Origin of the sequence: Pseudoxanthomonas sp. GM95 (assembly GCF_900109775.1) — a bacterium.
Classification (GTDB): Bacteria; Pseudomonadota; Gammaproteobacteria; order Xanthomonadales; family Xanthomonadaceae; genus Pseudoxanthomonas_A.
Genome location: NZ_FOAX01000003.1, coordinates 440,101 through 466,437, shown reverse-complemented (window position 1 = coordinate 466,437; position 26,337 = coordinate 440,101). Strand labels below are relative to the sequence as shown.

The following is a 26,337-nucleotide window of genomic DNA, read 5'->3' as shown; positions in this document are numbered from 1 at the left end:
CGGTGCGTTAGCGCGTGCTGGCGTCGCGGGTCGCGAACCACCGACGTAATGCGGCGCGCACCAGCGGATTCTCGGCGGCCGGCTTCGACGCCGACACCAGCTTTGGCATTGAGACTGACGCGGCCACCTGCACGACCGGCTTGGACGTGGTCACGGCTGCCGCCGTCTTCGCTGTCACCGGCGCCTGTGCCGCAGTCGCCGGCTTGCTCAATGCGGGCTGGGACATCATCGGCGGCGCGGTGCGCGTCGCGACGGCCTTCGCCGCGCTGGTGATCGCGCGGGCGTGGTCTGCCAGGATCGCCAACTGCGGCTTGGCGTTGCCGGCCTTGTCGGGTTGCACACTGAACATATAGCTGTCGTTCCACCACGCGCCGGCCGCCCAATAGGTCCAGCCCAGCCAGACATCGCGGTTGGATTCCATGTAGGACAGCATGCCGTCCAGGGCGACCATGCAGGTGTCGTTGTTGGCCGCGCCGAACTCGCCGAGGAAGCCGACCTTGCCGTTGGCGCGCAGCCAGTCGGTGAAGCCCTTGAGCTTCTCGGCGCCGATGGTGGGGCTGACGCAGGTGGCCGAGGTGCCCGAGTAGTAGGCGTCCATGTACTGGTGGACTTCGTAGGCCAGGTTGTTGGCCGGGTCGGTCAGCTTGGCCAGCGCGTCGCCGTTGGACACGCCGCCGCCGGCCGAGGAGCTGTTCCAGCTGTGCGCGCCAGTCCAGGCCACGCCGGGCACCAGCACCAGGTTCTTCGCACCGGTGGCGCGGATGGCGTCGATGCCGGCCTGCGCGGCGCTGGCCCAGGTAGTGGCGCTGATGCTGTAGGGCTCGTTCATCAGGCCGAAGATCACCGCGTCGTCGTTGGCGAACGCCGTGGCCAGCTGCCGCCACAGGTCGGCGAAGACCGCGTTGGGCACGCTGCTGCTGCCGATGAACTGGCCGTTGTATTTGGCGTAGTTGTGCGGGTCCAGGATGATCTTCAGGCCGTGGTTCTTGGCGCGGGTGACCGCGGTCCGGATGTAGGACAGCTGGGTGGCGTCGAGCGTGGCGCCGGCCTGCGGCTGCAGGCGTTCCCAGAGGAACGGCAGGCGGATCACGTTCATGCCCTGGTCGGCGAAGTACGCGAAATCGGTGTCGGTCGGATAGACGTAGTTCTTGTAGACCACGCCCGGCTTAGCCGAGGAGTTGAATTCGGCGCCGGCCAGGTTGACGCCGGCGTACTTGAGCTTGGACTGGGCGTGGGCGGCAGGCGCGCACGCCAGGCCGAAGGCCAGTGCGAGCGCGGTCAGGGAAGCGGTGAAGGAAAGGCGCATGGGGGGAGGTCTCGTCTGTTGCACGGCGCGTGGCGCGTGCGATGGGGAGGTGTTACACGGGCTGGCACCTGCGTTTCCGTGGCAGGGGCACAGCGCTCCCGGGCGGGTGCGTCGCGTCGAGCGCGGCGGCGTCCTGCACGGGCGGTTGCAGCGATGGGTGGGAACCACGACGTGCCGCGCTCCTGCGCAGGCCACGGCATGGTTCACGGCAGACCTCATCGCGGGCACACGGCGTGGGCATCCACCGCGCGTCTTGAAAGAGGTCAGGAGGAATTCCGCAATTCCCATGCCACCCGTGCGCAAACGTGCGGCGCAACGGGCGTGCTGTGACAGAGTGCAGATAAGTTTTCGGCTGAACAGGCCGCGCGTTTTTGCATGCGCTTCGCCGCGCTGCACGCACGCACGGTTTCAGTGCACGCAAATGAAAACAGCCGCTCGTGCGAGCGGCTGCGTGGGGTGTCGGCGAAGGTCGGTTTCTGCCCTCAGTCGGCGCTCTTGCCCGGCGCGGTGACCTGACGCGCGTATTTGGACAGCACGCCCATCTGCGGCTTGTCGCTGCCGTCCTTGTCCGGCTGCGCGTTGAACATGTAGGTCGGCGGCCACCACGCGCCGGCCGCCCAGTAGCTCCAGCCGCGCCACACATCGCCGTTGGTCTGCATGTAGGCCAGCATCTTGTCCAGCGCCGCCAGGCAACTCGGATCGGTGCTGGCGCCGAATTCCCCCAGGAAGCCGGTCTTGCCGTGCTCGCGCAGCCAGCGGGTGAAGCCTTCCAGGCGCCGCACGCCAATGTTCTCGTCGTCGCCACACTCGGGCTTGGTACCGGAGGAATCCTTGTCCAGGTACTGGTGCACTTCGAACACCATCTGGTTGGCCGGATCGGTCAGCTTGGCCAGCGCATCGCCGTTGGAGGTGCCGCGCCCCGCCACCAGGCTGCCCCAGCTGTGTGCGCCGCTCCACGCGGTGCCCGGCACCAGCACGAGGTTGTTCGCGCCGGCCTTGCGGATCGCATCGATCGCCGCCTGCGCCGCCTTGGCCCAGTCGGTGGCGCCCATGTCGTGCGGCTCGTTCATCAGGCCGAAGATCACCTGCTTGTTGTTGGCGAACGCCTTCTCATTTGCCAGGCGCGTCCACAGGTCGGCGAACACCTCCATCGGCACCGCCGTGCTGCCGATCTGCTGGCCGTTGTAGTCGGCGTAGTTGTGCACATCCAGCACCACCGCGATGCCGTGCTTGGAGGCGGTCTCCACGGTCTTCTGCAGCAGCTTGAGCTGGGTTGGGTCGAACTCGCCTTTCGGTGTTGGCTGCAGGCGCTCCCACAGGAACGGCAGGCGCACCACGTTCATGCCCTTGCCGGCGAAGTAGGCGAAGTCCTTCTCGGACGGGTAGGTGTAGTCCTTGAACAGCGTGCCGGGCTTCTGGCTGGCCTTGAACTCGGCGCCGGCCAGGTTGACCCCGACGTACTGCAACGCGCGCTGCTGGGCATTGAGGTTGAGTGGCGCGATGGCGGCCAGCAGGGCCAGCATCAGGCCGGCGGATCTGGAAGGGCTCAAGCGCATGGACATCTCCGGCTGGTCGCACCGCCGCCTGCGAACGACCCAGCACGCGATGCGCTGATCGGTCATCGCAGGGACACGATGCGTGGACGGTGCAGGTGGGGGAAGGCCGCATCGCAGCGACGAGCCTATGTCATCCAACGCAACCCCACGATGAAGCAGGCCTGCGCGCGCGCCTGACCATCGTGTCACCGGCGGCGCGGATCAGGGCGCCTTGCGCGGTCGCAGCACCAGCAACGTCAGCACGCCGCCCAGCAGGCCCCAGAACGCCGCGCCGATGCCGGCCAGGGTCAGCCCGGAGGCGGTGATCAGGAAGGTCACCAGCGCGGCCTCGCGGCTGCCTTCGTCCTTGAGCGCGCCGGCCAGGCTGCTGCCCAGCGTGCCGAGCAGCGCGATGCCGGCGATGGCCATCACCAGCTCCTTGGGAAACGCCGCCAGCAGCGTCACCACGGTCGCGCCGAACACGCCGACGATCAGGTAGATCACGCCGGCCCAGACCGAGGCCATATAGCGGCGCTGCGGATCGGGGTGGGCTTCGGGGCCCATGCAGATCGCGGCGGTGATGGCGGCCAGGTTGAGCGAGAACGCACCGAACGGCGCCAGCACCGCGTTCAACGCGCCGGTCCAGCCGATCACCGGCGACACCGGCACCTGGTAACCCGAGGCACGGATCACCGCCACGCCGGGCACGTTCTGCGAGGCCATGGTCACCACGAACATCGGCAGCGCCATGCCCAGCAGCGCGGCGAAGGAGAAGGTGGGCGTCACCCATTCCGGCCGCGCCGGCGCCAGCGTCACGCCGCCCAGGTGCAGCAGCCCGGTGCCGGCGGCGATCGCGATGCCGACCAGCAGTGTGGCGATCACCGCATAGCGCGGCCACAGCCGGCGCGTGGCCAGGTACACGCCCAGCATCACCAGCACCAGCAGCGGCTGGGTCTTGAGCGCCACGAAGGTATCCAGGCCGAAGCGCAGCAGCACGCCGGCCAGCATGCCGGCGGCCAGCGGCAGCGGGATGCGGCCAAGCATCTTCTCGAACACGCCGGAGAACCCGGCGATCGCCACCAGCACCGCGCACACCACGAACGCGCCGATCGCATCGGACAGCGGCAAGCCTGTCGTGGTGGCCGCCAGCATCGCCGCGGCCGGCGTGGACCAGGCCGTCACCACCGGCACGCGATAGCGCAGCGACAGGCCGATGCAGGTCACGCCCATGCCGAGCCCTAGGGCCAGGATCCACGAGCTGATCTGCGCCTGGCTGGCACCGACCTGCTGCGCGGCCTGGAACACGATCACCGCCGAGCTGGCAAAGCCCACCAGCACGGTGACGAAGCCGGCCGCCAGTGCCGACAGGGAGGAATCACGCAGCAGGTGCGCAGGGGAGTGGGGAGGCATGCGAGGACGTGGAACGGGGAGACGCACAGCTTATCCGCCAGGATTTACCAGGCCCAGCGGGTGGGCCCGGTCAGGTGCTGGTGGCGCTGCTGGGCAACGCATGGCCGTTGCGCGCTGGCGCCCACGTGCGCATCGAGAACAGCAGGTCGATGAATGCAAACGACGGTCGCTGCCTTGCCATGCTCATCAGCGCCGGCAGCGCGATGCCACTGGCCAGCAGAGCCGCGAAGATCAGCGGGCCGTCGCTGGTGAGCTTCTCTAGGACATGCACCAGCGCGATGAAGAGGGTGAAATGCACCAGATAGAACACGATGGAGTTGCGGCCCGCATAGATCAGCGGCGCGGCTAGCGGCGTGCGGACGGCCAGCATCGAGACCCTCACGATCAGGGGCAGGCTGCCGAGCACCAGCGGCAGGTAGCCGATCCAGGTGTGCTCGAAGTGGGTCCGGTTGGCCAGCATGACGATGCCCACGATGCACGAGCCCGATGCCAACAGACCCCAGTGTCCCCAGCGCGTGCCCGGATTCCACCGCGAGCAGGCGATGAAGTCACCGCTGTAGAAGTAGGCTAGGTAATAGAGGAAGTCCGCGCCGCGTCCAAGCTCGGCGCCGCTAAGCGAAAGGGAGCCGCAGGCAAGCAGGGGTAGCACAAGCAGCGGCGGGAACTGCCGGATGAATGGCACGATCAGGAAGCAGGCGAACAGGTCGAACAGGAACCAGGTCGGCGGGCCGTCCCCCAGCAGCAGGTCGACCAGGTTGCGCCAGGCAATCGGCTCACCCTTGATCAGTACCGAGCCGGACGTGTGTAGGGCGAAATTAATCAGCGCCCACACCACGAACGGATACAGCACGTTGTGGATCTTGCCGGTGATGTACTTGGTCTTGCCCTTCCTGAGCCCGTGGCCCACGAAGACGCCCGACAGCAGGAACATCAGTTCCATTCGGATCGGGCCCATGGTCCCATTGAACAGGTCGACTGCCTGCAGGAGCGTGCTGCCCTGGACCGAGGGCGAGCCTCGTCCAGCGGAGGCGAGGGCGAAATCGAGCGAATGGAAGAGAATGACCAGCAGCACACTGGCGCCGCGCAGCAAGTCGATCCAGGTCTGCCGGCCATCCGGGGTGGGCGGTACGTGCTGCATTGGGCGACTCCTGTCTGTGTCAGCGTTGGGGGCGTCCAGCAGCCTCATATTGCACACGGTTTTCAACGCACGTCGGTTATGCCCGCGGGCGTCGTTTCTCTCAAAAAAAGTGATGTGTGTCAACGATTACAGTGCTTGGACTCACGCCCTTATCCTGCGAGAGGGGTAGATCAGACCACTCCGACGCGCGAATCCACAGGTTGGCGTCGGTCTGCTGTCGGCAAACGATCGCAAGCTGTGGGTTGCGCCTCGGGCTGCTGTGGCCGGCACCGTCGTGTCGGGGCATGGCTATGCGGAATGCCTCTAGCAAGGTGTTTTCCCCATGGCCGAATGCGCCGAGAGGACCCGCATCAAGGCGATGGCCAGGCCGGCCTTGGTGCGCGCAATCACTCCCGCCATCCCCGTGGGCGATCACGGCCTGTTCTGTGCATCGCTGTCTGGCGGAGACGCGGCGTGTGAGCCCGGTTCGTGCGGCCTACCTGCAGCACAGCCGGCTGCTCCCGGTCGCACAAACGCCTGGCCAGCGAAGCCGTCAGGCAGCGCATGTTGACTCAGGTCATCGCAGCTCATCGACCCAGGACCATCACCAGGACAGGCTGCATGTAGGTGATGGGGCCGTGCCGCATCGCCCAGAAACGGTGCCCATGACAGGTTTCGACGACACCGGAGCGACTTGCATCCGATGCCGCCGGGGCTTTGCTCAGCCCAGCAGCGCCCCCACGATGCTGGCCGCGGCGCCGTGGCCTTACGCGCGCTGGGTCAGCAGGCGCTGGCGCGCGTCGCGGTCGGGCATGGAGAACAGCAGATTCACCGCGCCCACGCCAAACCGGTCGCGTAGCAGGCACACCAGCAGCGGCACGCCGAGGCCGGCGGCCAGCAATGCGCCCAGCAGCAGCGTGCCGTCATGGCTGAGCTTGTGCAGCGGATAGGCCAGCACGATGTACGGCGGGTAGTGCAGCAGGTAGAAGACGATGGAGTTGCGGCCGACAAAGGTCAGCGGCGCCGACCACGCGAACCGGCTTGCGAACGCAGCGGCCTGCACCAGCAGCGGCAGCGCACCCAGCACCAGCGGCAGGTAGCCCGGCCACTGCTTGGGCAGGCCGCCGAGATGGGCGACCAGCATCAGCGCCACCAGCGACACGGCCGACAACAGAAGCCAGCCCAGGCCGGGCCATGCGGACAGATCGATCTTCGCCCGGGTCACGTAATCGCCGACGAAGAAGTAGATGAAGTAGTAGAACAGCGCCGGCTGCACGTACAGCGACGGCGGCACCAGCAGCGCCAGCAGGCCAGCACCCAGCACCACCAGCAGCGGATTGAAGCGGCGCAGGTAGGGCGTGACGAGGTAGAAGATAAAGAGGTCGTAGAGGAACCAGGTCAGCGTGCTGGTGCCGGTGACGATCATCCCCAGCTGCGCCCACTGGACCGGCTCGCGCTTGAGCAGCGCCGCGCCGCCGTCGCGGATCAGAAAGATCACCAGCGACCACAACAGGAACGGATACAGCACGTGCCGTAGCTTGCCCAGCAGGTACGGCGCGCTGCCCTTGTCCAGGCTGCGCGCCACGAACAGGCCCGACAGCAGGAACATCAGCTGCATCCGGAACGGCGCGCAGGCCACGTTGACCGCGCGCACCGCATCGGTCAGCGCGCTGTGGCGCATCTCCACGCCATCGGGCACGTAGCCGGAGAACGCGTACTGGTACGCATGCAGCACGATCACCATCAGCACGCTGGTGCCGCGCAGGACATCGATCCATTGGTGGCGCCGGGCAGGCGTTGCGGGGCGTGCGGGCATGCGCGTGGGTTCCGTGGCGGGCAGCACGTTGCGAACCACCGACACGCGCAGCACCGGGCAACGACCACGGAGCCAGGACAAGACAGCGCGATGCCGGTCCAGACGCGACGTGCTGCGTGGGGGATGAGCCGGTGAATCCAGCTCTAGCAGCGCAAACGAACAGGCCCCGTCAAAAACGGGGCCTGTCGAGGCGTTGCGTACAGGACCGCTGTCGGCCCGGGCGAGTTCAGCCCAGCAGCGCCGCCACGATGCTGGCCGCTGCGTCGCGGCCTTCGGCCACGGCGGTGACCACCAGGTCGGCGCCGCGCACCGCATCGCCACCGGCGAACAGCTTCGGGTTGGTGGTCTGGTAGGGCAGGCGGCCCTCGGCTTCGCCACCGGCGACGATGCGGCCGTTGGACTGGCCTTCCACGCCGATGGCGGTGAGCCACTCGGGCAGCGTCGGCGAGAAGCCGAAGGCGATGATCACCACATCCGCGTCCAGCAGCGATTCGCTGCCTTCGATCGGCTCGGCGCTCTGGCGGCCGCGTGCGTCGGGTTCGCCCAGGCGGGTCTCGACCACGCGCACCGCGCAGACCTTGCCGTCCGGACCTGCGTCCACGGCCAGCGGCTGGCGGTTGAACAGGAAGCGCACGCCTTCCTCGCGGGCATTGGCCACCTCGCGCGCGCTGCCGGGCATGTTGGCCTCGTCGCGGCGATACGCGCAGGTGACCTTGGCCGCGCCCAGGCGGATGGCGCTGCGCACGCAGTCCATGCCGGTGTCGCCGCCGCCCAGCACGACCACGCGCTTGCCGGTGAGGTCGGGCAGGGTGATCTTGTCTTCCCAGCCGGCGATCGGCCGGCCCCAGGTGTCGCTGCCGGTAACGATGCGCGCGTTCTGCACCAGGAACGGCAGCGCCGGCAGCACGCCTTCCAGGTCCTGGCCGGGCAGGCCGCCATCGGTGTAGCGATACGCGCCGGTACCCAGGAACACCGCGTCGAACTCTTCCAGCAGCTGGGCGATGGTCACGTCGGTGCCCACTTCCACGCCCAGACGGAATTCCACGCCCATGCCTTCCAGCACCTGGCGGCGGGTGGAGATCACCGACTTGTCCAGCTTGAAGCTGGGAATGCCGAACTGCAGTAGCCCACCGATCTGCTCATAGCGGTCGAACACCACCGCCTGCACGCCGGCATGGGCCAGCTTGTCGGCGCAGGACAGGCCGGCCGGGCCCGCGCCGACCACCGCCACACGCTTGCCGGTCGGGGTGACGCTGCTCATGTCCGGGCGCCAGCCGGTGGCCAGGGCGGTGTCGACGATGTACTTCTCGACCGCACCGATGGTGACCGCGCCGAATTCCTCCAGCGTGCAGCTGCCTTCGCACAGGCGATCCTGCGGACACACGCGGCCGCAGACTTCCGGCAGCGGGTTGGTGGTGTGGCACAGGGTGGCTGCTTCGTGGATGCGGTTTTCCTGGACCAGCTGCAGCCACTGCGGGATGGCGTTGTGCACCGGGCACTTCCAGCTGCAGTACGGATTGCCGCAGTCCAGGCAGCGGCCGGCCTGGTACTGCGCGTCGGCCTTGTCGAACTTGCCGTATAGCTCACCCCAGTCGCCGGAGGTGCGCAGCTCCACCGGGATGCGCTGGGGCATCTGGCGGGGCAATTCGAGGAACTGGAAGGCTTGCTTGCGGCTCATGGCGTGTCTCGGCTAGTTCATGCGCCCGGCGTGGTGACCAGGCGATACGGCGTGCGTGGAAGGTCGGCGCGCGGGTTACGCGCGCGCCGGTTTTCGCGCGTCCTTGCCAGGCAGGCGCTGTGCGGCAGGGCGAGGGGTCATCACGCGGCCCTGCGCAGGGCGTCGGTCAGCGATTCGATGCTGGCCGCCTTGGGCTTCACCAGCCAGAACTTGCCGATGTAGTCGCGGAACTCATCCAGGATCTGCTGGGCCCAGATGCTGCCGGTGAGTTCCCGGTGGCGCTGGATCAGCGTGTGGATGTGCTGGCGGTAGTTCTCGAAGCCTTCCGGGCTGATGCGATGGATGTCGATCAGCTCGTGGTTGTAGCGGTCCACGAAGTCGCGGTCCATGTCCAGCACGTAGGCTAGGCCACCGGTGAAGCCGGCGCCGAAGTTCAGGCCGGTGCGGCCCAGGACCATCACCACGCCGTCGGTCATGTATTCGCAGCAATGGTCGCCGGCGCCTTCGATCACCGCCAGCGCGCCGGAGTTGCGCACGCCGAAGCGCTCGCCCGCCCGGCCCGCGGCATACAGCTCGCCGCCGGTGGCGCCGTACAGGCAGGTGTTGCCCAGAATCGCGGTATTGCGGGCCTCGAAGCGCGCGCCGCGCGGCGGACGCACCACCAGGCGGCCGCCGGCCATGCCCTTGCCGACGTAGTCGTTGGCTTCGCCTTCCAGCTCCATGTGCAGGCCGCCGGCGTTGAACGCGCCGAAGCTCTGCCCGGCGCTGCCGCGGAAGCGCAGCTGCAGCGGCGTGTCGGCCATGCCGGTGTTGCCGTGCGCGCGGGCGATGGCGCCGGACAGGCGCGTGCCGATCGAGCGGTCGGTGTTGTGGATCAGGAAACGGTGGTCGCCACCGGCCTTGGTCCGGATCGGTTCGGCCAGCAGGCCGTCGAGCTGGGTGGCCAGGCTGTCGGGCGATTCGTACAGGCGCTGCGCGGCGCAGGTGCTGCTGTCGAACTGCGCGCCGGCCAGCAGGCGCGACAGGTCGACGTTGACGCCTTCGCGCGGCGAGACGTTGAGCTGCTCCAGCAGGTCGGTGCGGCCGATGATTTCATCCAGCGACCTGGCGCCCAGGTAGGACAGCCACTGACGCACTTCCTCGGTGAGCAGGCGGAAGTAGTTCTCCACGCGCTCGGGCAGGCCGGTGAAGTAGTCCGCGCGCAGGCGCTCGTCCTGCGTGGCCACGCCGGTGGCGCAGTTGTTGAGGTGGCAGATGCGCAGGTACTTGCAGCCCAGCACGATCATCGGGCCGGTGCCGAAGCCGAAGCTGTCGGCGCCCAGCAGCGCGGCCTTGACCACGTCCAGGCCGGTCTTCAGGCCGCCGTCGGTCTGCAGCACCACGCGGTCGCGCAGCTGGTTGACCACCAGCGCGTGGTGCGATTCGGCCACGCCCAGTTCCCACGGCCCGCCCGCGTAGCGGATCGAGCTGAGCGGGCTGGCGCCGGTGCCGCCGTCATGGCCGGACACGGTGATCAGGTCCGCACCGGCCTTGACCACGCCCGCGGCGATCGTGCCGACGCCGGCATGGCTGACCAGCTTCACCGACACCAGCGCGGTCGGATTGACCTGCTTGAGGTCGTAGATCAGCTGGGCCAGGTCTTCGATCGAATAGATGTCGTGGTGCGGCGGCGGCGAGATCAGGCCGATGCCGGGCTTGGCATAGCGCAGGCGGGCGATGGTCTCGTTGACCTTGTGGCCGGGCAGCTGGCCGCCTTCGCCGGGCTTGGCGCCCTGGGCGACCTTGATCTGCAGCACTTCGGCGTTGACCAGGTACTCGGGCGTGACGCCGAAGCGGCCCGAGGCGACCTGCTTGATCTTGGAGCGCTTCTCGGTGCCGTAGCGGACCGGGTCCTCGCCACCTTCGCCGGAGTTGCTGCGACCGCCGAGGCGATTCATGGCGATGGCCAGCGCCTCGTGCGCCTCGGGCGAGAGCGCGCCGAGCGAGATCGCCGCGGTATCGAAGCGACGCAGGATGTCGCCAGCCTCGGCCACCTGGTCCAGCGGCGTGGGCGTGTCGGCCTTCTTCAGCACCAGCATGTCGCGCAGCGCCGACGGCGGGCGGTGGTTGACCGCATCGGCGTAGGCCTGCCAGTCGGCCTGCTGGCCGCTGCGGGTGGCGCGCTGCAGGGTCAGCACCACGTCCGGGTTGTACATGTGGTACTCGCCGCCGTGGACGTACTTGATCAGGCCGCCGACTTCGGGCTTGAGCAGGTCGTTCCAGGCGCGCGCGGTGAGCTGGCGGGCCTCGGTATCCAAGCGCGCCAGGCCGGCGCCACCGATGCGCGAAGGCGTCTCGGTGAAGCACAGTTCCACCACGTCGTCGTCCAGGCCCACGATCTCGAACAGCTGCGCGGCGCGGTAGCTGGCGATGGTGGCGATGCCCATCTTGGAGATGATCTTGGACAGGCCCTTGTAGATGCCCTTGCGGTACTTGCGGCCGATCTGGGCCTGCTCGCCGCCCTTCTTCAGCTGCAGGATGCCGCGACGGCCCAGGTCGAACAGAGTCTGGTAGGCCAGGTACGGATACACCGCGGTGGCGCCGTAACCCAGCAGGCAGGCCATGTGGTGCGGATCGCGCGCGGTGCCGGTCTCGATGATCAGGTTGACGTCGCAGCGCAGGCCCACGCGCGAGAGGTGGTGATGCACCGCGCCGGTGGCCAGCAGCGCATGCACCATCGGCCGGTCCGGGGTCGGATAGCGGTCGGACAGCAGCAGCATGATCATGCCGTCGCGCGCGGCCGCCTCGGCGGTGGCGCAGATGCGCTCGATGCCAGCCTTCAGGCCTTCCTCGACGCTGTAGGACAGGTCGATCAGGCGGTTCTTGGACGCGTACTGGTCCATCTTCAACAGCTGACGCAGCTTGCGCTGGCTCAGCACCGGCGAGTTGAGGATGACGTGGTTCACCGTCTCCGGGCCGGCGTGGAAGATGTTGGTCTCCCGGCCGAGCTGGGTGGACAGCGACATGACGCAGTCTTCGCGCAGCGGATCGATCGGCGGGTTGGTGACCTGCGCGAACGCCTGGCGGAAGTAGTCGTACAGCGGCCGGGTGTGCTGGCTCAGCACCGCCATCGGCGTGTCGTCGCCCATCGAGCCGGTGGCTTCCTGCTCCATCTCGGCCAGCGGGCGCAGCACCTGCTCCACTTCCTCGGTGCTGAGCTGGAACAGCTTGTGATAGCTGCGCAGGGTCTTCTCGTCGAAGGGTTCCTCGACCAGCGACGGATCGATCAGCTCGGTCTGCAGGTAGGTCACGCCCTGCTGCAGCCACTGCTTGTATGGCGCGCGCGCGCGATTGACGCGGTCGATCGCGTCCGAATCCAGCAGATCGCCGCGCTTGAGGTCGATGGCCATCATCTCGCCCGGGCCCAGCTTGCCCTTGCGCACGATGCGCTCGGCCGGCAGTTCCCACACGCCGGCTTCGGAGGCGACCAGGAAGTGGCGATCGGAGCTGAGCATCCAGCGCGCCGGACGCAGGCCGTTGCGATCGAGCATGCACGCGGCATAGCGGCCGTCGCAGGCGACGATGCCGGCCGGGCCGTCCCACGGCTCGGTGTTCAGGCCGTAGAACTCGTAGAACGCGGCCAGGTCCGAGTCCTTGAACTCCAGCGACTGGGTCGCCGGCGGCACCAGGATGCGCAGCGCCTGCAGCAGGTCCATGCCACCGGCGATCAGCAGCTCCAGCATGTTGTCCAGGCTCTGCGAGTCCGAGCCGTGCATGGAGATCACCGGGTTGAATTGCCCGATGTCGAACTTCGGCGTCTTCCACACCTTGCTGCGCGCCTGCGCCCAGGAGCGGTTGCCTTCGATGGTGTTGATCTCGCCGTTGTGGGCGAGCATGCGGAACGGATGCGCCAGCGGCCAGCGCGGCAGCGTATTGGTCGAGAAGCGCTGGTGGAACACGATCGCGCTGGAGGTCAGGTCACTGCGCTGCAGATCCTGGTAGAAGATCGCCAGCTTGTCCGGCAGCACCATGCCCTTGTAGCCGATGGAGTGCGGCGACAGGGTGACCACGTAATAGTCGGCGGTGGCATCGCGCACGGCCTGCTCGCTGCGGCGGCGGGCCAGGAACAGCGCCAGGGTGAAGGCGTCCACGTCCTGGCCTTCGCCGGCCTCGACGAAGATCTGCTCGATCCGCGGCAGCGTGCTCTTGGCCAGCTCGCCGCACACCACGTCGTCGGTCGGCGGCACGCGCCAGCCGCGCACGCGCACGCCGACGGTGGCCAGTTCGCTTTCCAGCTGGGTGCGGCACTGCTGGGCCAGGTCCGCATCGCGCGGCAGGAACACCAGGCCCGAGGCGAACAGCGCGCCCACGGTGATGTTGGCCTCACGCGCCAGCGCCCGCAGGAAGAGTTCCGGTTTGCGGATCAGCAGGCCACAGCCGTCGCCAGTCAGACCGTCGGCGGCGACGCCACCACGGTGGGTCATGCGCGACAGCGCAGAGATGGCGGTATCAACGAGCTGGCGCGAAGGCTGATCGTCCAACTGCGCGACCATGCCGAAACCACAGGCATCGCGTTCATCGTTGGGGTCGTACAGCCCGTGGCGGTTGCGGGGGGCCATTGGTGCTACCTCAAAACGGAGAAGGTGAGGCGGCACCCGTGCCCTTCATTGGGCGGCGCAGATGTGAAAGAGGTGTCACCGGACTTGCGATGACACCACAAGTTGGTGCGCCGCCGCAACGGCTGCGCCAACATGGTGCGCAGACGGTTTCAGGGGCAACAAAAAACGGCCGCGCGCGCTGCCGAAAAACCTGCAGGCGCGCGCGTCTTTCGGCAGATTCAGCCGCAGCGCACCGAGGCGGCGACGCCCTTCTCGTCCAGCTCCACATTCAGGCGCGCGGCGTTGAATTCCATGGTCACGGCCTGGTCGGGCTTGAGCAGGCGCACGGTGGTGGCGCCTGCGTCGGTCTTGGCCTGGGTAGTGTCGGCCTCGGTCGGGGTCTTGCCGACAATCCACTGCGCCTGGGTGGCATCGCAGGCATTGGCGTCGACCGGTGCGGCGGCATCGGGCGCGGTGGTGGCCGCGGCTTCGGCGCGCTGCTCGGATTGGGCGACGGCCTGTTGCTGTTCGTCCGGAGTCGGGCCACTGCAGGCGGCGAGGGACAGGACAAGCAGGGACAGCGGCAGCACGATGCGGGACATGCGTGGGCTCCAGGGGGCAGAAGATGCCCCATGTTAACCAGCGAGGCCTTGGCTGCGTGGCTGCTTGACGGGGTTTTCATGGCGCGCGCGACACCTTGGTGCGCACATGGCCCGATCCGCACCTTCCGCGCGCAAGCGCGCTTCGATTCCCGACGTGGCCGTGGTGCCGCCCGAGGCGGCCGGCATCGCCGCGCAGGCGGGCCTGGTCTACGTGACCGATGCCGATCCAGGCTATGCGCGGCGCAAGGTCGGCACCGGCTTCGGCTATCGCACGCCAGCGGGCGTCACGTTGAAGGACAAGCGCGCGCTGGCCCGCATTCGTGCGCTGGCCATCCCGCCGGCCTACACCGATGTGTGGATCTGCATGGACCAGCGCGGCCACCTGCAGGCCACCGGGCGCGATGCGCGCAAGCGTAAGCAATACCGCTACCACGCCGACTGGACGCAGATCAGTGGCGAAGGCAAGTACGACCGCATCGTGCAGTTCGGCGCGTCGCTGCCGCGGCTGCGGCGGCGACTGCGCCAGGACCTGGCGCTGCGCGGCTTCCCGCGCGAGAAGGTGCTGGCGATCGTGGTGGCGGTGATGGCCGAGACGCTGGTGCGGATCGGCAATGCGACCTATGCGCGCGACAACCGGTCGTTCGGCCTGACCACGCTGCGCAATCGCCATGTTGCCTTCGCCCGCGATGGCCGGGTGCGGTTGAAGTTCCGCGGCAAGGGCGGGCTGGAGCACGACATCGGCATCGACGATGCGCGCCTGGTCAAGCTGATCCGCGCCGTGCAGCACCTGCCGGGGCAGGCGCTGTTCCAGTACCGCGATGACGAGGGCGCGCTGCAGCCGGTCGATTCCGGCGCGGTCAACGCCTACCTGCAGGAAGTGCTGGGCGAGGACTTCACCGCCAAGGATTTCCGCACTTGGGGCGGCACGCTGGCCGCGTTCAAGCTGCTGGCCGCCACGCCGCTGCCCGAGCCTGCGAGCAAGGCCGCGTTGAACCGAGCGAAGAACGCGGTGATCAAGGAGGTCGCCGCGGCGCTGGGCAATACGCCCACGGTGGCGCGCAAGGCCTACATCGATCCGTGCATGTTCGTGGCCTGGGAAGACGGCCGCCTGCAGAAGCTTGCCGAAGGCGCGCGCGGCGAACGCCAGTGGGAACAGGCCGCGCTCAAGCTGCTGGCCAAGGTGCACAAGGTCTCGGTGCGCAGCGCACGCAAGGTGGCGGCGGCGACACGCTGAGGGCGCGCATGAAAACGGCCGGCATGCTGGCCGGCCGTTGCTTGGAAACTGGATGACCACGCCATCGGCTGCATGCGCAGCCGACGCCGCGGTGCGCGACTCAGTTCGACGCGACCTGGGTGCCGCTGCAGCTGATCGCAGTGATGGCGTTGTTCTCGCCCACTTCCACGTTGACCGAGGAACCGCCTTCGGTGCCGCTGGTGCCCTTGCCGGTGGTCAGCGCGGTGCTGTCGCTGTCCACGCGGATGCGCTCCAGGGTCGGCTGCGCGGCGGCCAGGCCGACCGCGCCCTTGACCATGTCGGTGTGGCAGGTGCCGGAGATGGTGCCGTCCAGGGGTTCGAAGGCCAGCGGCGCCGAGGCACAGGCGGACAGGGCAAGCGGCAGGACAACGGCAACGGCGGCAAGGGCAAGGCGCATGTGGAACTCTCCGGTGGGGCGCGAACGGGCCAAGCATTGCCGCTGGCGTGTTGCGGCTTGATGAAGTCCTGTGCCGGCATTGCCACACGCGCCGACGTTTTGCGTGCGCCAGTGCTGTGCGAGGTGGCAGATGCCACGCCGCAAGCGCGCCAGGGCTGGCGGGGCCCGCAAGAATTGATGCGTTTTTTACGCCGCGGCCGCCGGCTGCGCGTGGAGACTTTACGGGGTCCAGGCCGACGATGACGGCCTTCGGCGGACGTGGTGTCCGCCGCCTTGGAGTTGCCCTGCATGTTGTCGTCCCTGCACTGCCGTGCGCTGCTGTCCTTCGGACTGGTTGCCGGCGCCCGCGTGGAAGCCACGCTGCAGGCACCTTCTGACCTGACCGGAGACCTGCCATGCCTGGCTGGCTTGCCCTGATCTGCGGCGCCCTGGTGATCGTCGCCGGCGCCTACCTGCTCTACGTCGTGCTGCGACCCGAAGACTTCTAGAGAGCGGGCGATGGGCCTTGAGGTGAGCGCGAAGCCGCCTGGGCGGCGTCCCAACGGGTTAGCCGTCAGCGGCGCCGAGCGCGGGCCGCATGGCTTGCCTTGGCGGGCCAGCCAAGGTTGCGCCACGCAACGCGCGCGCCGCACCGCTGACAACCAACGCGTCTCACCTCAAGACCCATCGCACGCTCTAGGACCCTACACATGATCGAAATCCTGTTGATCGTCGGCACCGCGCTGGTGCTGGCCTGGCCCCTGGGCCTATACCTGGCGCGGGTGATGCGCGGCGCGCCGATGGCGGGCGATGCGGTGTTCGGCCTGGTCGAAAAGCCGCTCTACAAAGTGTTGGGCGTGGACCCTGCGCGCGGCATGTCCTGGCGCGGCTATGCAGGCGCCTTCGTGCTGAGCAACGCGGTGGTCGGCGTGCTGGTGTGGACGCTGCTGATGACCCAGGCCTGGCTGCCGCTCAATCCTGATGCCGTGCCCAACATGCGCTGGGACCTGGCGCTGCACACGATGGTCTCGTTCCTGACCAACACCAACCAGCAGCACTATTCCGGCCAGGCGCAGCTGTCCTACCTGTCGCAGATGGTGGCCATCACCGGCCTGCAGATCGTCACCCCGATGATGGGCCTGGGCCTGGCGGTGGCAACGCTGCGTGCATTCTTCGGCAAGGGCAAGACAACCGGCGCGCAGGAAGGCGATGCGCGCAGCGTCGATGTGGGCAACTACTACGCCGATGCCGTCCGTGCGTGCGTACGCTTCATGCTGCCGCTGTGCCTGCTGTGGACGCTGCTGCTGGGCAGCCAGGGCGTGCCGTCGACGTTGCAGGCCGGCCCGACCGCCACGCCGGTCGAACACAGCACAGACTTCACCGCGCAGAAGCTGCCGCTCGGCCCGGTCGCGGCGATGGTCGCGGCCAAGCAGCTGGGCACCAACGGCGGCGGGTGGTACGGCCCCAACAGCGCCATGCCGCTGGAAAACCCGACCCCGTTCTCCAACGCGCTCGAATGCCTGGCGATCCTCCTGGTGCCGATCGCGGTGGTGTTCATGGTCGGCGCGTTCACCGGCCGCAGGAAGCTGGCCGGGTTGATCTTCGGCAGCATGCTGCTGATGTCGGCCGCTTCCACCACCGCGCTGGTGTGGGCCGAGGGGCATTCGTCGATATCGGCCAGTCCGATGCTGATGGAAGGCAAGGAAGTGCGCTTCGGCGCCGATGCCTCCGCGCTCTGGGCGTCGCTCACCACGCAGACGTCCAACGGCTCGGTCAACGCCATGCATGACTCGCTCAGCCCGCTGGGCGGCGGCGTGGCCATCGTCAACATGCTGATCAACGCCATCTGGGGCGGCATCGGCTGCGGCCTGCAGGCCTTCATGGTCTACCTGCTGCTGGGCGTGTTCCTGGCCGGCCTGATGACCGGGCGCACGCCGGAGTTGTTCGGCCGCAAGATCGAGACGCCGCAGGTCAAGCTGCTCGCCTTGTTGATCCTGCTGCAGCCGATCGTGCTGCTGGGCTTCACCGCGCTCACGCTGGCCATCCCGTCGATCACCGGCAACTCCAATCCCGGCTTCCACGGCATCAGCCAGGTGTTCTACGAGTACGCCTCGGCGTTCGCCAACAACGGCTCGGGCTTCGAAGGCCTGGGCGATGGCACGCCATGGTGGAACCTGAGCTGCACGCTGCTGCTGATCCTTGGGCGCTACCCGGCGCTGATCGTGCCGCTGGTGGTCGCCGCGCAATTGGCCGCCAAGCGCCAGGCACCCGAATCGCCCGGCAGCCTGCAGATCGAAACACCCACCTTCGCCCTGACCCTGATCGCGGTGATCCTGGTCCTGACCGTGCTGCAGTTCATGCCGGCACTGGTGCTGGGCCCGGTCGCCGATCACCTCGCGCTGATTGCGCACTGAAGGTTTCCACGATGAACACCCAAGTCCACTCCCACCGCGCGCCACAGCGCCTGCTCGATGGCGCGGCCATCAACGCCGCCCTGCGCGATGCGGTCCTCAAGCTCAACCCCGCCAAGCTGATCCGAAGCCCCGTCATGGCCGTGGTCATGGCCGGCACCCTGGTCAGCCTGCTGGTCACGCTGAGCGGCGACGCGCCGCTGGGCTTCGGCCTGGCCGTGAGCGCGATCCTGCTGCTGACGGTGCTGTTCGGCAATTTCGCCGAGGCCATCGCCGAAGCCCGCGGCCGCGGCCAGGCCGCCTCGCTGCGCAGCGCCCGCCAGGACCTGATGGCGCGCAAGGTCGAGACCGCGCTGCCCGGCGCGGCCGAGATCAGCCTGCCGGCCAGCGACCTGCGTCCGGGCGACTACGTGATCGTCTCGGCCGGCGATTTCATCCCGGCCGATGGCGAGATCGTGCGCGGCCTGGCCACGATCAACGAGGCCGCAGTCACTGGCGAATCCGCGCCGGTGCTGCGCGAGGCCGGCACCGACCGCAGCGGCGTGATCGGCGGCACCAAAGTGCTGACCGACGAGATCTTGGTGAAGGTCACCGCCGAGCCGGGCCACAGCTTCCTGGACCGCATGATCGCGCTGGTCGAAGGCGCCAACCGCCAGAAGACGCCCAACGAGATCGCGCTGACCCTGCTGCTGGCGGCGATGACGCTGACCTTCCTGGTCGTGGTCGCCACGCTGCCGGTGATCGGCGCCTTCGTCGGGGTCAAGGTCGATCCGTTGCTGCTAATCGCGCTGCTGGTGTGTTTGATCCCGACCACCATCGGCGGCCTGCTGCCGGCCATCGGCATCGCCGGCATGAACCGCGCGCTGGCCGCCAACGTGCTGGCCAAATCCGGCAAGGCGGTCGAAGTGGCGGGCGACGTCGACGTGCTGCTGCTCGACAAGACCGGCACGATCACCCACGGCGACCGCCAGGCCACGCACTTCCACGCGCTGGCCGGCATCGACGGTGCGCAGCTGCGCGAGGCGGCGCTGTTGTCCTCGCTCGCCGATCCCACGCCGGAAGGTAAATCGATCGTGCGCCTGGCGCGCGAGCAGGGCTGCACCACCACCGAGCCGGACAAGGCCGAGTACCTGGCGTTCACTGCGCAGACCCGCATGTCCGGCGTGGACGTGGCCGGCCGCGCGATCCGCAAGGGTGCCACCGATGCCATCGCCCGCTATGTGGCCGAGCAGGGCGGCAGCGTGCCGCCGGAACTGGCTGGCCGCGTCGAGCAGGTCGCGCGCGGCGGCGCCACGCCGCTGGTGGTGGCCGAAGGGCGCCACGTGCTGGGCGTGGTCGAGCTCTCCGACGTGGTCAAGCACGGCATCAAGGAGAAGTTCGCCCGCCTGCGCGAGATGGGCATCAAGACGGTGATGATCACCGGCGACAACCCGCTCACCGCCGCGGCCATCGCGGCCGAGGCCGGCGTCGACGACTACATCGCCGAGGCGAGACCTGAGGACAAGCTGGCGCGCATCCGCGCCGAACAGGCCGGCGGGCGCCTGGTGGCGATGGTCGGCGACGGTACCAACGATGCGCCCGCGCTGGCCCAGGCCGACGTCGGCCTGGCGATGAATTCCGGCACCCAGGCGGCGAAGGAGGCCGGCAACATGGTCGACCTGGACAGCGACCCGGCCAAGCTGCTCGCGGTGGTCGAAGTGGGCAAGCAGCAGCTCATCACCCGTGGCGCGCTGACCACGTTCTCGCTGGCCAACGACGTGTCCAAGTACTTCGCGATCCTGCCGGCGCTGTTCGCCGCCGCGATCCCATCGATGGCCGCGCTCAACGTGATGCACCTGTCCAGCCCCCGCAACGCGGTGCTGGCGGCGTTGATCTTCAACGCGCTGGTCATCCCGGCGTTGATTCCGCTGGCCCTGCGCGGCGTGCGCTTCCGCCCGGCCACCGCGACGGTGCTGCTGCGCCGGAACATGCTGGTCTACGGCGTCGGCGGCGTGGCGCTGCCGTTCGTGGCGATCAAGCTGATCGATCTGTTGCTGGCCGCGACGGTGGGCGCATGAGCCGCATCGACCTTGCCCAGCCCCTGATGTCCCGCCCTGCGCTCAAAGGTGTTCCCATGTCATCGCAAACGTTGCAAGACCGCGCCGCCTGGCGCCCCGCCCTGGTGTTGTCCCTCATCGCATTGTTGGTGATGGGCCTGCTGTATTCCCTGGCCGGCACCGCCCTGGCGCGCGCGGCGTTTTCCACGCAGGCCACCGGCAGCTTGCTACGGCAGGGCGACACCGTGATCGGCTCGTCGCTGGTGGCGCAGCCGTTCGTGGGTGACCGGTGGTTTCATCCACGGCCGTCTGCCGCTAAGTACGACCCGATGGCTGCGGCTGGCAGCAACCAGGCGCGGAGCAATCCCGACGCGATCAAGCGGGTGGATGAGGCGATCGCCGAGATTGCTGCGCGCGAGGGCGTCGCGCCTGCACAGGTGCCGTCGGATCTGGTGACGCAGTCTGGCGGTGGGTTGGATCCGGAGATTTCGCCGGCGGCGGCGCGCATACAGCTTGCGCGTGTGGCGCGGGCGCGGGGGATGTCCGTGGACGCCGTGGCTGCGCTGGTGCAGGCGAATACGGTTGGCAAGCAGTTCGGCGTGTTCGGGCAGCCGCGGGTGAACGTGTTGAAGTTGAATTTGGCGTTGGAGGCGGCTGCGTCCAAGCAGTGATCGGTTGCTTCTGGCGTTCTCTTTCAGAGCAAGGGCTTTCGTGCGGCTTCGCCGCCCGACCCACTTTCTTTGCTCGTGCAAAGAAAGCTGGGCAAAGAAGCGCTTTTCCAGAGACGCATGTCTGGTCAACACGCCCCGGGCGGCACGCCTGCGCTTCGCGCAGGTCCGCTACGCGGCAAGGGATTTTTGGAAGGAACATCCCTGTCCCTTCCAAAAACGCCGCACATCCGTGTGCCGCGCCCTGCGGGTCTTTACCTCGCCGCTGCGCCGTGCCTTACGGGGATCTGGAAGCAAGAGCAGAGCAACTGCCTGTGCTCCTGCTCTCGCCGTTGCGGTTGCTCTTCGCTTCCCTGTCTGAGCCGTAAAGCGAGCCGAGCACCGCAGAAGAAGACGGCCGTAGAGGCGCCCTGTTTGAGCGAAGCGAGTTTGGGCGCCGTGCCGTCTTCTTCGAGGAGCGCAGGGGACCGCCGCGCAGCGGCGGCGAGTGTCCGGCGAGTAGCGGTTTTGGTGACTTTTGCCGCGACAAAAGTCACTCGCGCCCGAAGGGCGTGAAAGCTCTGGCACCTAAGCGATGCAAAGCGCATAGAACAAACCACAAAGCCCAGCAGAAAAAGCACAAAATCCAAGCCATGACCGACTCCCGCACCCGCCAAGCCGACGCCCTCATCGAAGGCCTCGCGCGCGAACACGGCGGCAAGCTCACCGTGTTCCTCGGTGCCGCGCCCGGCGTGGGCAAGACTTACGCCATGCTCAGCCGCGCGCGTGAACAGCTCAAGCGCGGGACCGACCTGGTGGTGGGCATCGTCGAGACCCACGGCCGCAGCGAGACCGCCGCGCTGACCGAAGGCCTGCCGCAGCAGCCGCGCAAGCGCATCGACTACCAGGGGCGCACGCTGGAGGAGATGGACCTGGACGCGCTGCTGGCGCGCAAGCCGGCGCTGGCGCTGGTGGACGAACTGGCCCATCGCAACGTGCCCGGCAGCCGCCACGAGCGGCGCTGGCAGGACGTGGCCGAACTGCTCGATGCCGGTATCGACGTGTGGACCACGGTCAACGTCCAGCACCTGGAGAGCCTCAACGACATGGTCCTGCGGATCACCGGCGTGCGCGTGTCCGAGACCGTGCCCGATGCGGTGTTCGACCGGCTCAACGACATCGTGCTGGTCGATATCCCGCCACGCGAGCTGGTCGAACGGCTGCAGCAGGGCAAGGTCTACCTGCCCGAGCAGGCCACCCAGGCGCTGCAGGCGTTCTTCTCGCCGTCCAACCTCACCGCGCTGCGCGAGCTGGCCATGCAGACCGCGGCCGAACACGTGGACAACGCCCTGCGCGAGGACGCCACCGCGCGCGGCCAGGCGGGCGTGCCGGTGCGCCGACGCGTGCTGGTCGCCATTGATGGCGGCGGCCAGAGCGAATACCTGGTGCGCGTCGCCCGACGCATCGCCGAGCGCCGCGGTGCGCCGTGGACAGTGGTGACCGTGCAGCGCCGCGCGTTCGATGCCGATACCCAGCAGGAGATCGATCGCGCCTTCGCGCTCGCGCGTCGCCTCGGGGGTGAGGCCGAACTGCTGCACGGCCCCAACATCGCCGAGGCGTTGCTGGATCACGCCGGCCACAATGGCGTGTCCACGCTGGTGCTGGGCCGCACCCGCGAGCGACCGCTGGCGCGGATGGTCAACCGCACCCTGACTCAGCAATTGATCCAGCGCGGCGCGCACCTGGAGATCAACATCGTCAGCACGCCGCTGGCGCGGGCCCGCGCGCGGCGCGGCATCCAGGCACTGCCGAAGCTGCTGGGTCGGCACGATGTGGGCTTCTCGCTGCTGGCCACCGCTGCGGCGATCGGGCTGGCGTGGCTGGCGCAGCGCTGGATCGGGCTGGACGACCTGTCGATGGTGTTCATCGTCGCGGTCGTGGTGGTCGCCGCCCGCACGCGCATGGCCGCGGCGGTGCTGACCGCGACGCTGTGCTTCCTGGCCTACAACTTCTTCTTCATCGCGCCGCGCTTCACCTTCCACATCACCGCGCAGCAGGGCGTGGTCACGGTGTTCCTGTTCCTGGCCGCCGCGCTGGTGGCCGGGCGGCTCGCCTCGCGCCTGCGCATGCAGGTGCTGGCGCTGGCCGCGGCCAATCGCCACGCCACGGCGATGCAGCAACTCGGGCGCGAACTGGCCGTCGCCGCCGACTTGGGCCAGGTGCTGCAGGCCGGCCGCCGGGCGATGGAGCGCGCGCTGGATGCACAGGCCTGGCTGCGCGTGGGCGATGACGTCGAAGCCGCGCCCTCGGCCAAGCTCGGCGAGACGGACCTGGCCGCTGCCGCCTGGACCCAGCGCCACGGCGCGCCCAGCGGACGCCATACCGACACGCTCGCCGGTGCCGGCTGGTGGTTCGTGCCGATGACCGCTGGCGAAAAAACCACCATCGGCGCTGCCGGCCTGCGCATGGAGCCGCGCCAGTCGCGCCTGGGCCTGGAGCAGCGCCGCCTGGCCGAAGCCATGGTCGAGGACATCGCCCAGGCCGCGCTGCGCACGCGCCTGGTCGGAGACCTGGAAAACGCGCGCATGACCGGCGAAACCGAGCGCCTGCGCTCGGCGCTGCTGTCCTCGGTCTCGCACGACCTGCGCTCGCCGCTGGCGGCGATGATCGGATCGGCCAGCAGCCTGTCCGGCTACGCCGAGGCGATGCCGCCGGAAGACCGCCGCGCGCTGCTGGACACCATCCTCACCGAGGGCGAGCGGCTGGACCGCTACATCCAGAACCTGCTCGACATGACCCGCCTGGGCCACACCGGCCTGACCCTCAACCGCGACTGGATCGGTGTGGACGAACTGGTCGGTTCGGCCGTGCGCCGGCTGCAGCGCTACCAGGCCAGCGCCAGGGTCGATGTGTCGCTGGCACCTGAGCTGCCGATGATGTGGGTGCATCCGGCGCTGGTCGAGCAGGCGGTGTTCAACGTGCTGGAAAACGCCGCAAAGTTCTCCCCGCCGGGCGAGCCGGTGCAGGTGTCCGCGCGCCTGGCCGAAGGCGGCGTGCGCATCGATGTGGCCGACAGCGGCCCGGGCATTCCCGAGGATGAGCGCGCGCGCATCTTCGACATGTTCTACACCGTTGAGCGCGGCGATCGCGGGCGCCACGGCACCGGCCTGGGCCTGACCATCTGCCAGGGCATGATCGGCGCGCACGGCGGCAGCGTGGAGGCACTTCCCGGTCAGGATGGACGCGGTACGCTGATCCGCATCACCTTGCCGCTGCTGCAGCCACCGCCCCGCGATGACGCCGACGACGCCGATTGACGCCCACGCCACCACGCCCGCGCGCGTGCTGGTGATCGATGACGAAGCGCAGATCCGCCGCTTCCTCGACATCTCCCTGCGCGCGCAGGGCTACATCGTGCTGCAGGCGGCCGATGGGCAATCCGGCCTGGAAGCCTTGGCCACGCATGGCGCCGACTTGGTGATCCTGGACATCGGCCTGCCCGATCTGGACGGGCACGAAGTACTGGCCCAGCTGCGCCAATGGAGCCAGGTGCCGGTGCTGATGCTGAGCGTGCGCTCGGCCGAATACGAGAAGGTCGCCGCGCTCGACGCCGGCGCGAATGACTACGTCACCAAGCCGTTCGGCACGCAGGAACTGATGGCGCGCGTGCGCGGCCTGCTGCGCCAGCACGTGGTCGCTGACGCCAGCGCACCGCCGGTGTTCGACGATGGCCACCTGCACATCGACCTGGTCCGTCGCGAAGTACACCTCGACGGCTCGGCGGTGGTGCTGACCCGCAAGGAATTCGCCCTGCTCTCGCTGCTGGTCGCCAACGCCGGCCGCGTCATCACCCAGCCGCAGCTGCTGCGCGAAGTCTGGGGCCCGACCCACACCGAGGACACCCACTACCTGCGCGTGCTGGTCGGCAAGCTGCGCGTGAAGCTCGGCGATTCGGCGCTGCATCCGAAGTACCTGGCGACGGAGCCGGGCGTGGGTTTGCGGTTCTTGGGATAACGCGACGACGGCGGACAGACTCCAATAGACGTTCACCAAAAGGGTGCAGCGATGGTCAATGACATGGTGGGGTCGCATATCACAGTCGCAGAGTTGAAGCGGGCACTTGAGGGGGCGCGAGACGAGGCGATCGTAGGCATCTTGATTCCGCCCAATATCGAGGCTCATCCGCTGTGGAGTATTCGCTCTGTTCTGTTTGGTACCGGCCCAGTAGATGGCCCTGTCTTCCGGCTCTTCCTGCATAGCGATGCTGCGGAGCAAGCGGATCGAGAAATCTTTGACGGCCAAGTGCCATGAGGCTCACTGGCATGCTGCTCGCAGCCCTGCTCATGTCGGCCTGCACTGGGCCTGATGTCAGGCGCCTGGATGGTGCGCAGCTGATGAAAACGCTTGAGCAGCAGGTGACACTGCCAAAGGGCGCCTCCCCGTTGTCCGATTACACGCGCTATTACACGCTGACTAATGACGGCATGCTGGTTGGAATTTACGTCAAAGACTTTGATGGCGGTGATCGTCAGGCGCATCTGGCTTCGGAACGCGAGATGCCGATATTTTTCGACGGAGGCTGCAGCGTGATCGAAGTCCAGTACGACCCGGATGCGAACAAGGTGTTGCGTATTCGCTGCAACGGCATCGCCTGAATCCGGCCTGCTTCGTGCATGACGTCATGCGCGATCGACATATGTAGAACCGTACTTTGCTTGTGCTTGCGTGCCTAACATCGTCTAACGCCGCGCATGGGGTGCGCGGCTCGATTGGGATCTGACGATGTCTTCCACACATGAAGTTAGCCTGCATCCGCAGGATGAAGAACATGCCCACCGACTTCTGGATCGCGATGGAAATTTGGTGCGCAACGCACCACAGGATCAAAGCTGGGCGGACCTGCTTTCACCCGCACGTCGGCGCCTGATTGCGGGTGCGGGCCTGGCGGCGAGTGGACTTGCGATCGCGGGGAATGGCACCGCGGCAGCGCAGGTCACCGGCCAAAATTTCACCGCACCCAACAAGCCCGGCTTCCGCGCCATTGTGCCGCCGCCGGACCAAGGCAAGAGTCCGTGGGGCGAGCACACGGCGGAAGAACCCGCGACGCAACCGCGCAGCGTGCGCCCTGGCGAGAAGACCTTGCCGGCCAAGCCGCGGGCTTACACCGACGTCAAGAGTTATCACGCGCATATCTACTTCGACGACGACACTTACGCGAAGGCCGCGCTGATCCGCCGGTGGACCATCGAGCGCTTCCCGGTGGAGCTGGGTAACTGGAACCTGGAGCCGCGCGGCCCGCATGTCACGCCGTCGTTCTACTTCGGCTTCACCAACGACCTGCTGCCGGTGCTGGTGCCGTGGCTGCAGTTGAACAGCCTTGGCCTGACCATCCTGCTGCATCCCAACACCGGCGACGAGCGTGCCGACCATCTGTACTACGCGTTGTGGGTCAACCGCTCGCAGCCGGTCAACGGCTATCAGATGCCCGATCTCGAAAAGGGCGGTGAGCCGCACCTGGAGCGGATCTATCCCAACATCGTGCCGACCGTTGTGCTGGAGACCTGAGCGGCG

The 26,337-nt window shown here is 68.0% G+C and carries 19 protein-coding genes; 10 read left to right on the top strand and 9 right to left on the bottom strand.

What is annotated here, in order from left to right:
* Positions 1-7 precede the first annotated feature (7 nt).
* From BMZ17_RS16845 to BMZ17_RS16810, 8 genes are all read right to left on the bottom strand, one after another.
* The gene (locus BMZ17_RS16845; protein ID WP_093141286.1) at positions 8-1,306 is read right to left on the bottom strand and encodes a glycoside hydrolase family 5 protein; all 1,299 of its coding nucleotides are present in this window, start codon (positions 1,304-1,306) and stop codon (positions 8-10) included.
* Positions 1,307-1,788: 482 nt separating this feature from the next.
* Entirely contained in the window at positions 1,789-2,829 is a 1,041-nt protein-coding gene (locus BMZ17_RS16840) for a glycoside hydrolase family 5 protein (RefSeq protein WP_254775438.1), read from the bottom strand.
* 234 nt (positions 2,830-3,063) lie between these two features.
* A complete protein-coding gene (locus BMZ17_RS16835) occupies positions 3,064-4,251 on the bottom strand; it encodes a benzoate/H(+) symporter BenE family transporter (protein WP_093141281.1) in 1,188 nt (395 codons plus the stop codon).
* Positions 4,252-4,321: 70 nt separating this feature from the next.
* Positions 4,322-5,389: an acyltransferase family protein gene (locus BMZ17_RS16830; RefSeq protein ID WP_175485650.1), complete on the bottom strand. Its 1,068-nt coding sequence runs from the start codon at positions 5,387-5,389 to the stop codon at positions 4,322-4,324.
* A 745-nt stretch (positions 5,390-6,134) separates the two neighbouring features.
* Entirely contained in the window at positions 6,135-7,184 is a 1,050-nt protein-coding gene (locus tag BMZ17_RS16825; RefSeq protein WP_175485649.1) for an acyltransferase family protein, read from the bottom strand.
* A 226-nt stretch (positions 7,185-7,410) separates the two neighbouring features.
* The gene (locus tag BMZ17_RS16820; protein ID WP_093141268.1) at positions 7,411-8,862 is read right to left on the bottom strand and encodes an FAD-dependent oxidoreductase; all 1,452 of its coding nucleotides are present in this window, start codon (positions 8,860-8,862) and stop codon (positions 7,411-7,413) included.
* Between the two features lie 140 nt (positions 8,863-9,002).
* Positions 9,003-13,460 carry a glutamate synthase large subunit gene (gene gltB / locus BMZ17_RS16815; protein ID WP_093141263.1) on the bottom strand — a complete coding sequence of 1,486 codons (4,458 nt, stop codon included), beginning with the start codon at positions 13,458-13,460 and terminating at the stop codon, positions 9,003-9,005.
* Positions 13,461-13,678: 218 nt separating this feature from the next.
* Entirely contained in the window at positions 13,679-14,041 is a 363-nt protein-coding gene (locus BMZ17_RS16810; RefSeq protein ID WP_093141258.1) for an I78 family peptidase inhibitor, read from the bottom strand.
* 106 nt (positions 14,042-14,147) lie between these two features.
* On the opposite strand from BMZ17_RS16810, the gene BMZ17_RS16805 reads away from it, so the two are divergent.
* Complete coding sequence (locus tag BMZ17_RS16805) at positions 14,148-15,275, top strand: DNA topoisomerase IB (RefSeq protein WP_093141254.1); 1,128 nt, start codon at positions 14,148-14,150, stop codon at positions 15,273-15,275.
* A 100-nt stretch (positions 15,276-15,375) separates the two neighbouring features.
* On the opposite strand, the gene BMZ17_RS16800 is transcribed toward BMZ17_RS16805, so the two are convergent.
* Complete coding sequence (locus BMZ17_RS16800; protein ID WP_093141249.1) at positions 15,376-15,693, bottom strand: hypothetical protein; 318 nt, start codon at positions 15,691-15,693, stop codon at positions 15,376-15,378.
* 288 nt (positions 15,694-15,981) lie between these two features.
* Between BMZ17_RS16800 and BMZ17_RS21385 the strand changes: the two genes are divergently transcribed.
* The 9 genes from BMZ17_RS21385 to BMZ17_RS16750 all read left to right on the top strand — a co-directional run bounded on the left by BMZ17_RS21385 (position 15,982) and on the right by BMZ17_RS16750 (position 26,331).
* Positions 15,982-16,110 carry a hypothetical protein gene (locus BMZ17_RS21385; protein ID WP_256371061.1) on the top strand — a complete coding sequence of 43 codons (129 nt, stop codon included), beginning with the start codon at positions 15,982-15,984 and terminating at the stop codon, positions 16,108-16,110.
* Positions 16,089-16,181 (top strand): potassium-transporting ATPase subunit F, encoded by a 93-nt coding sequence (locus BMZ17_RS16795; protein WP_093141244.1) that lies wholly within the window; start codon positions 16,089-16,091, stop codon positions 16,179-16,181. The genes BMZ17_RS21385 and BMZ17_RS16795 overlap by 22 nt, the downstream gene beginning before the upstream one ends.
* 201 nt (positions 16,182-16,382) lie before the next feature.
* Positions 16,383-18,086: a potassium-transporting ATPase subunit KdpA gene (gene kdpA / locus BMZ17_RS16790; RefSeq protein WP_093141240.1), complete on the top strand. Its 1,704-nt coding sequence runs from the start codon at positions 16,383-16,385 to the stop codon at positions 18,084-18,086.
* A gap of 11 nt (positions 18,087-18,097) precedes the next feature.
* Complete coding sequence (gene kdpB, locus BMZ17_RS16785) at positions 18,098-20,140, top strand: potassium-transporting ATPase subunit KdpB (protein WP_093141237.1); 2,043 nt, start codon at positions 18,098-18,100, stop codon at positions 20,138-20,140.
* A gap of 56 nt (positions 20,141-20,196) precedes the next feature.
* Positions 20,197-20,790, top strand: coding sequence for a potassium-transporting ATPase subunit KdpC (gene kdpC, locus BMZ17_RS16780; protein WP_175485665.1), 594 nt, complete (start codon positions 20,197-20,199; stop codon positions 20,788-20,790).
* 629 nt (positions 20,791-21,419) lie between these two features.
* On the top strand, positions 21,420-24,083 hold the full coding sequence (locus BMZ17_RS16770; RefSeq protein ID WP_093141230.1) for a sensor histidine kinase: 2,664 nt from the start codon (positions 21,420-21,422) through the stop codon (positions 24,081-24,083).
* The gene (locus tag BMZ17_RS16765; protein WP_093141227.1) at positions 24,061-24,780 is read left to right on the top strand and encodes a response regulator; all 720 of its coding nucleotides are present in this window, start codon (positions 24,061-24,063) and stop codon (positions 24,778-24,780) included. Before BMZ17_RS16770 ends, BMZ17_RS16765 begins: the two co-directional genes overlap by 23 nt.
* Before the next feature lie 308 nt (positions 24,781-25,088).
* Positions 25,089-25,421 carry a hypothetical protein gene (locus BMZ17_RS16755; RefSeq protein WP_139202976.1) on the top strand — a complete coding sequence of 111 codons (333 nt, stop codon included), beginning with the start codon at positions 25,089-25,091 and terminating at the stop codon, positions 25,419-25,421.
* Between the two features lie 208 nt (positions 25,422-25,629).
* A complete protein-coding gene (locus BMZ17_RS16750; RefSeq protein WP_254775404.1) occupies positions 25,630-26,331 on the top strand; it encodes a DOPA 4,5-dioxygenase family protein in 702 nt (233 codons plus the stop codon).
* Positions 26,332-26,337: the final 6 nt, after the last annotated feature.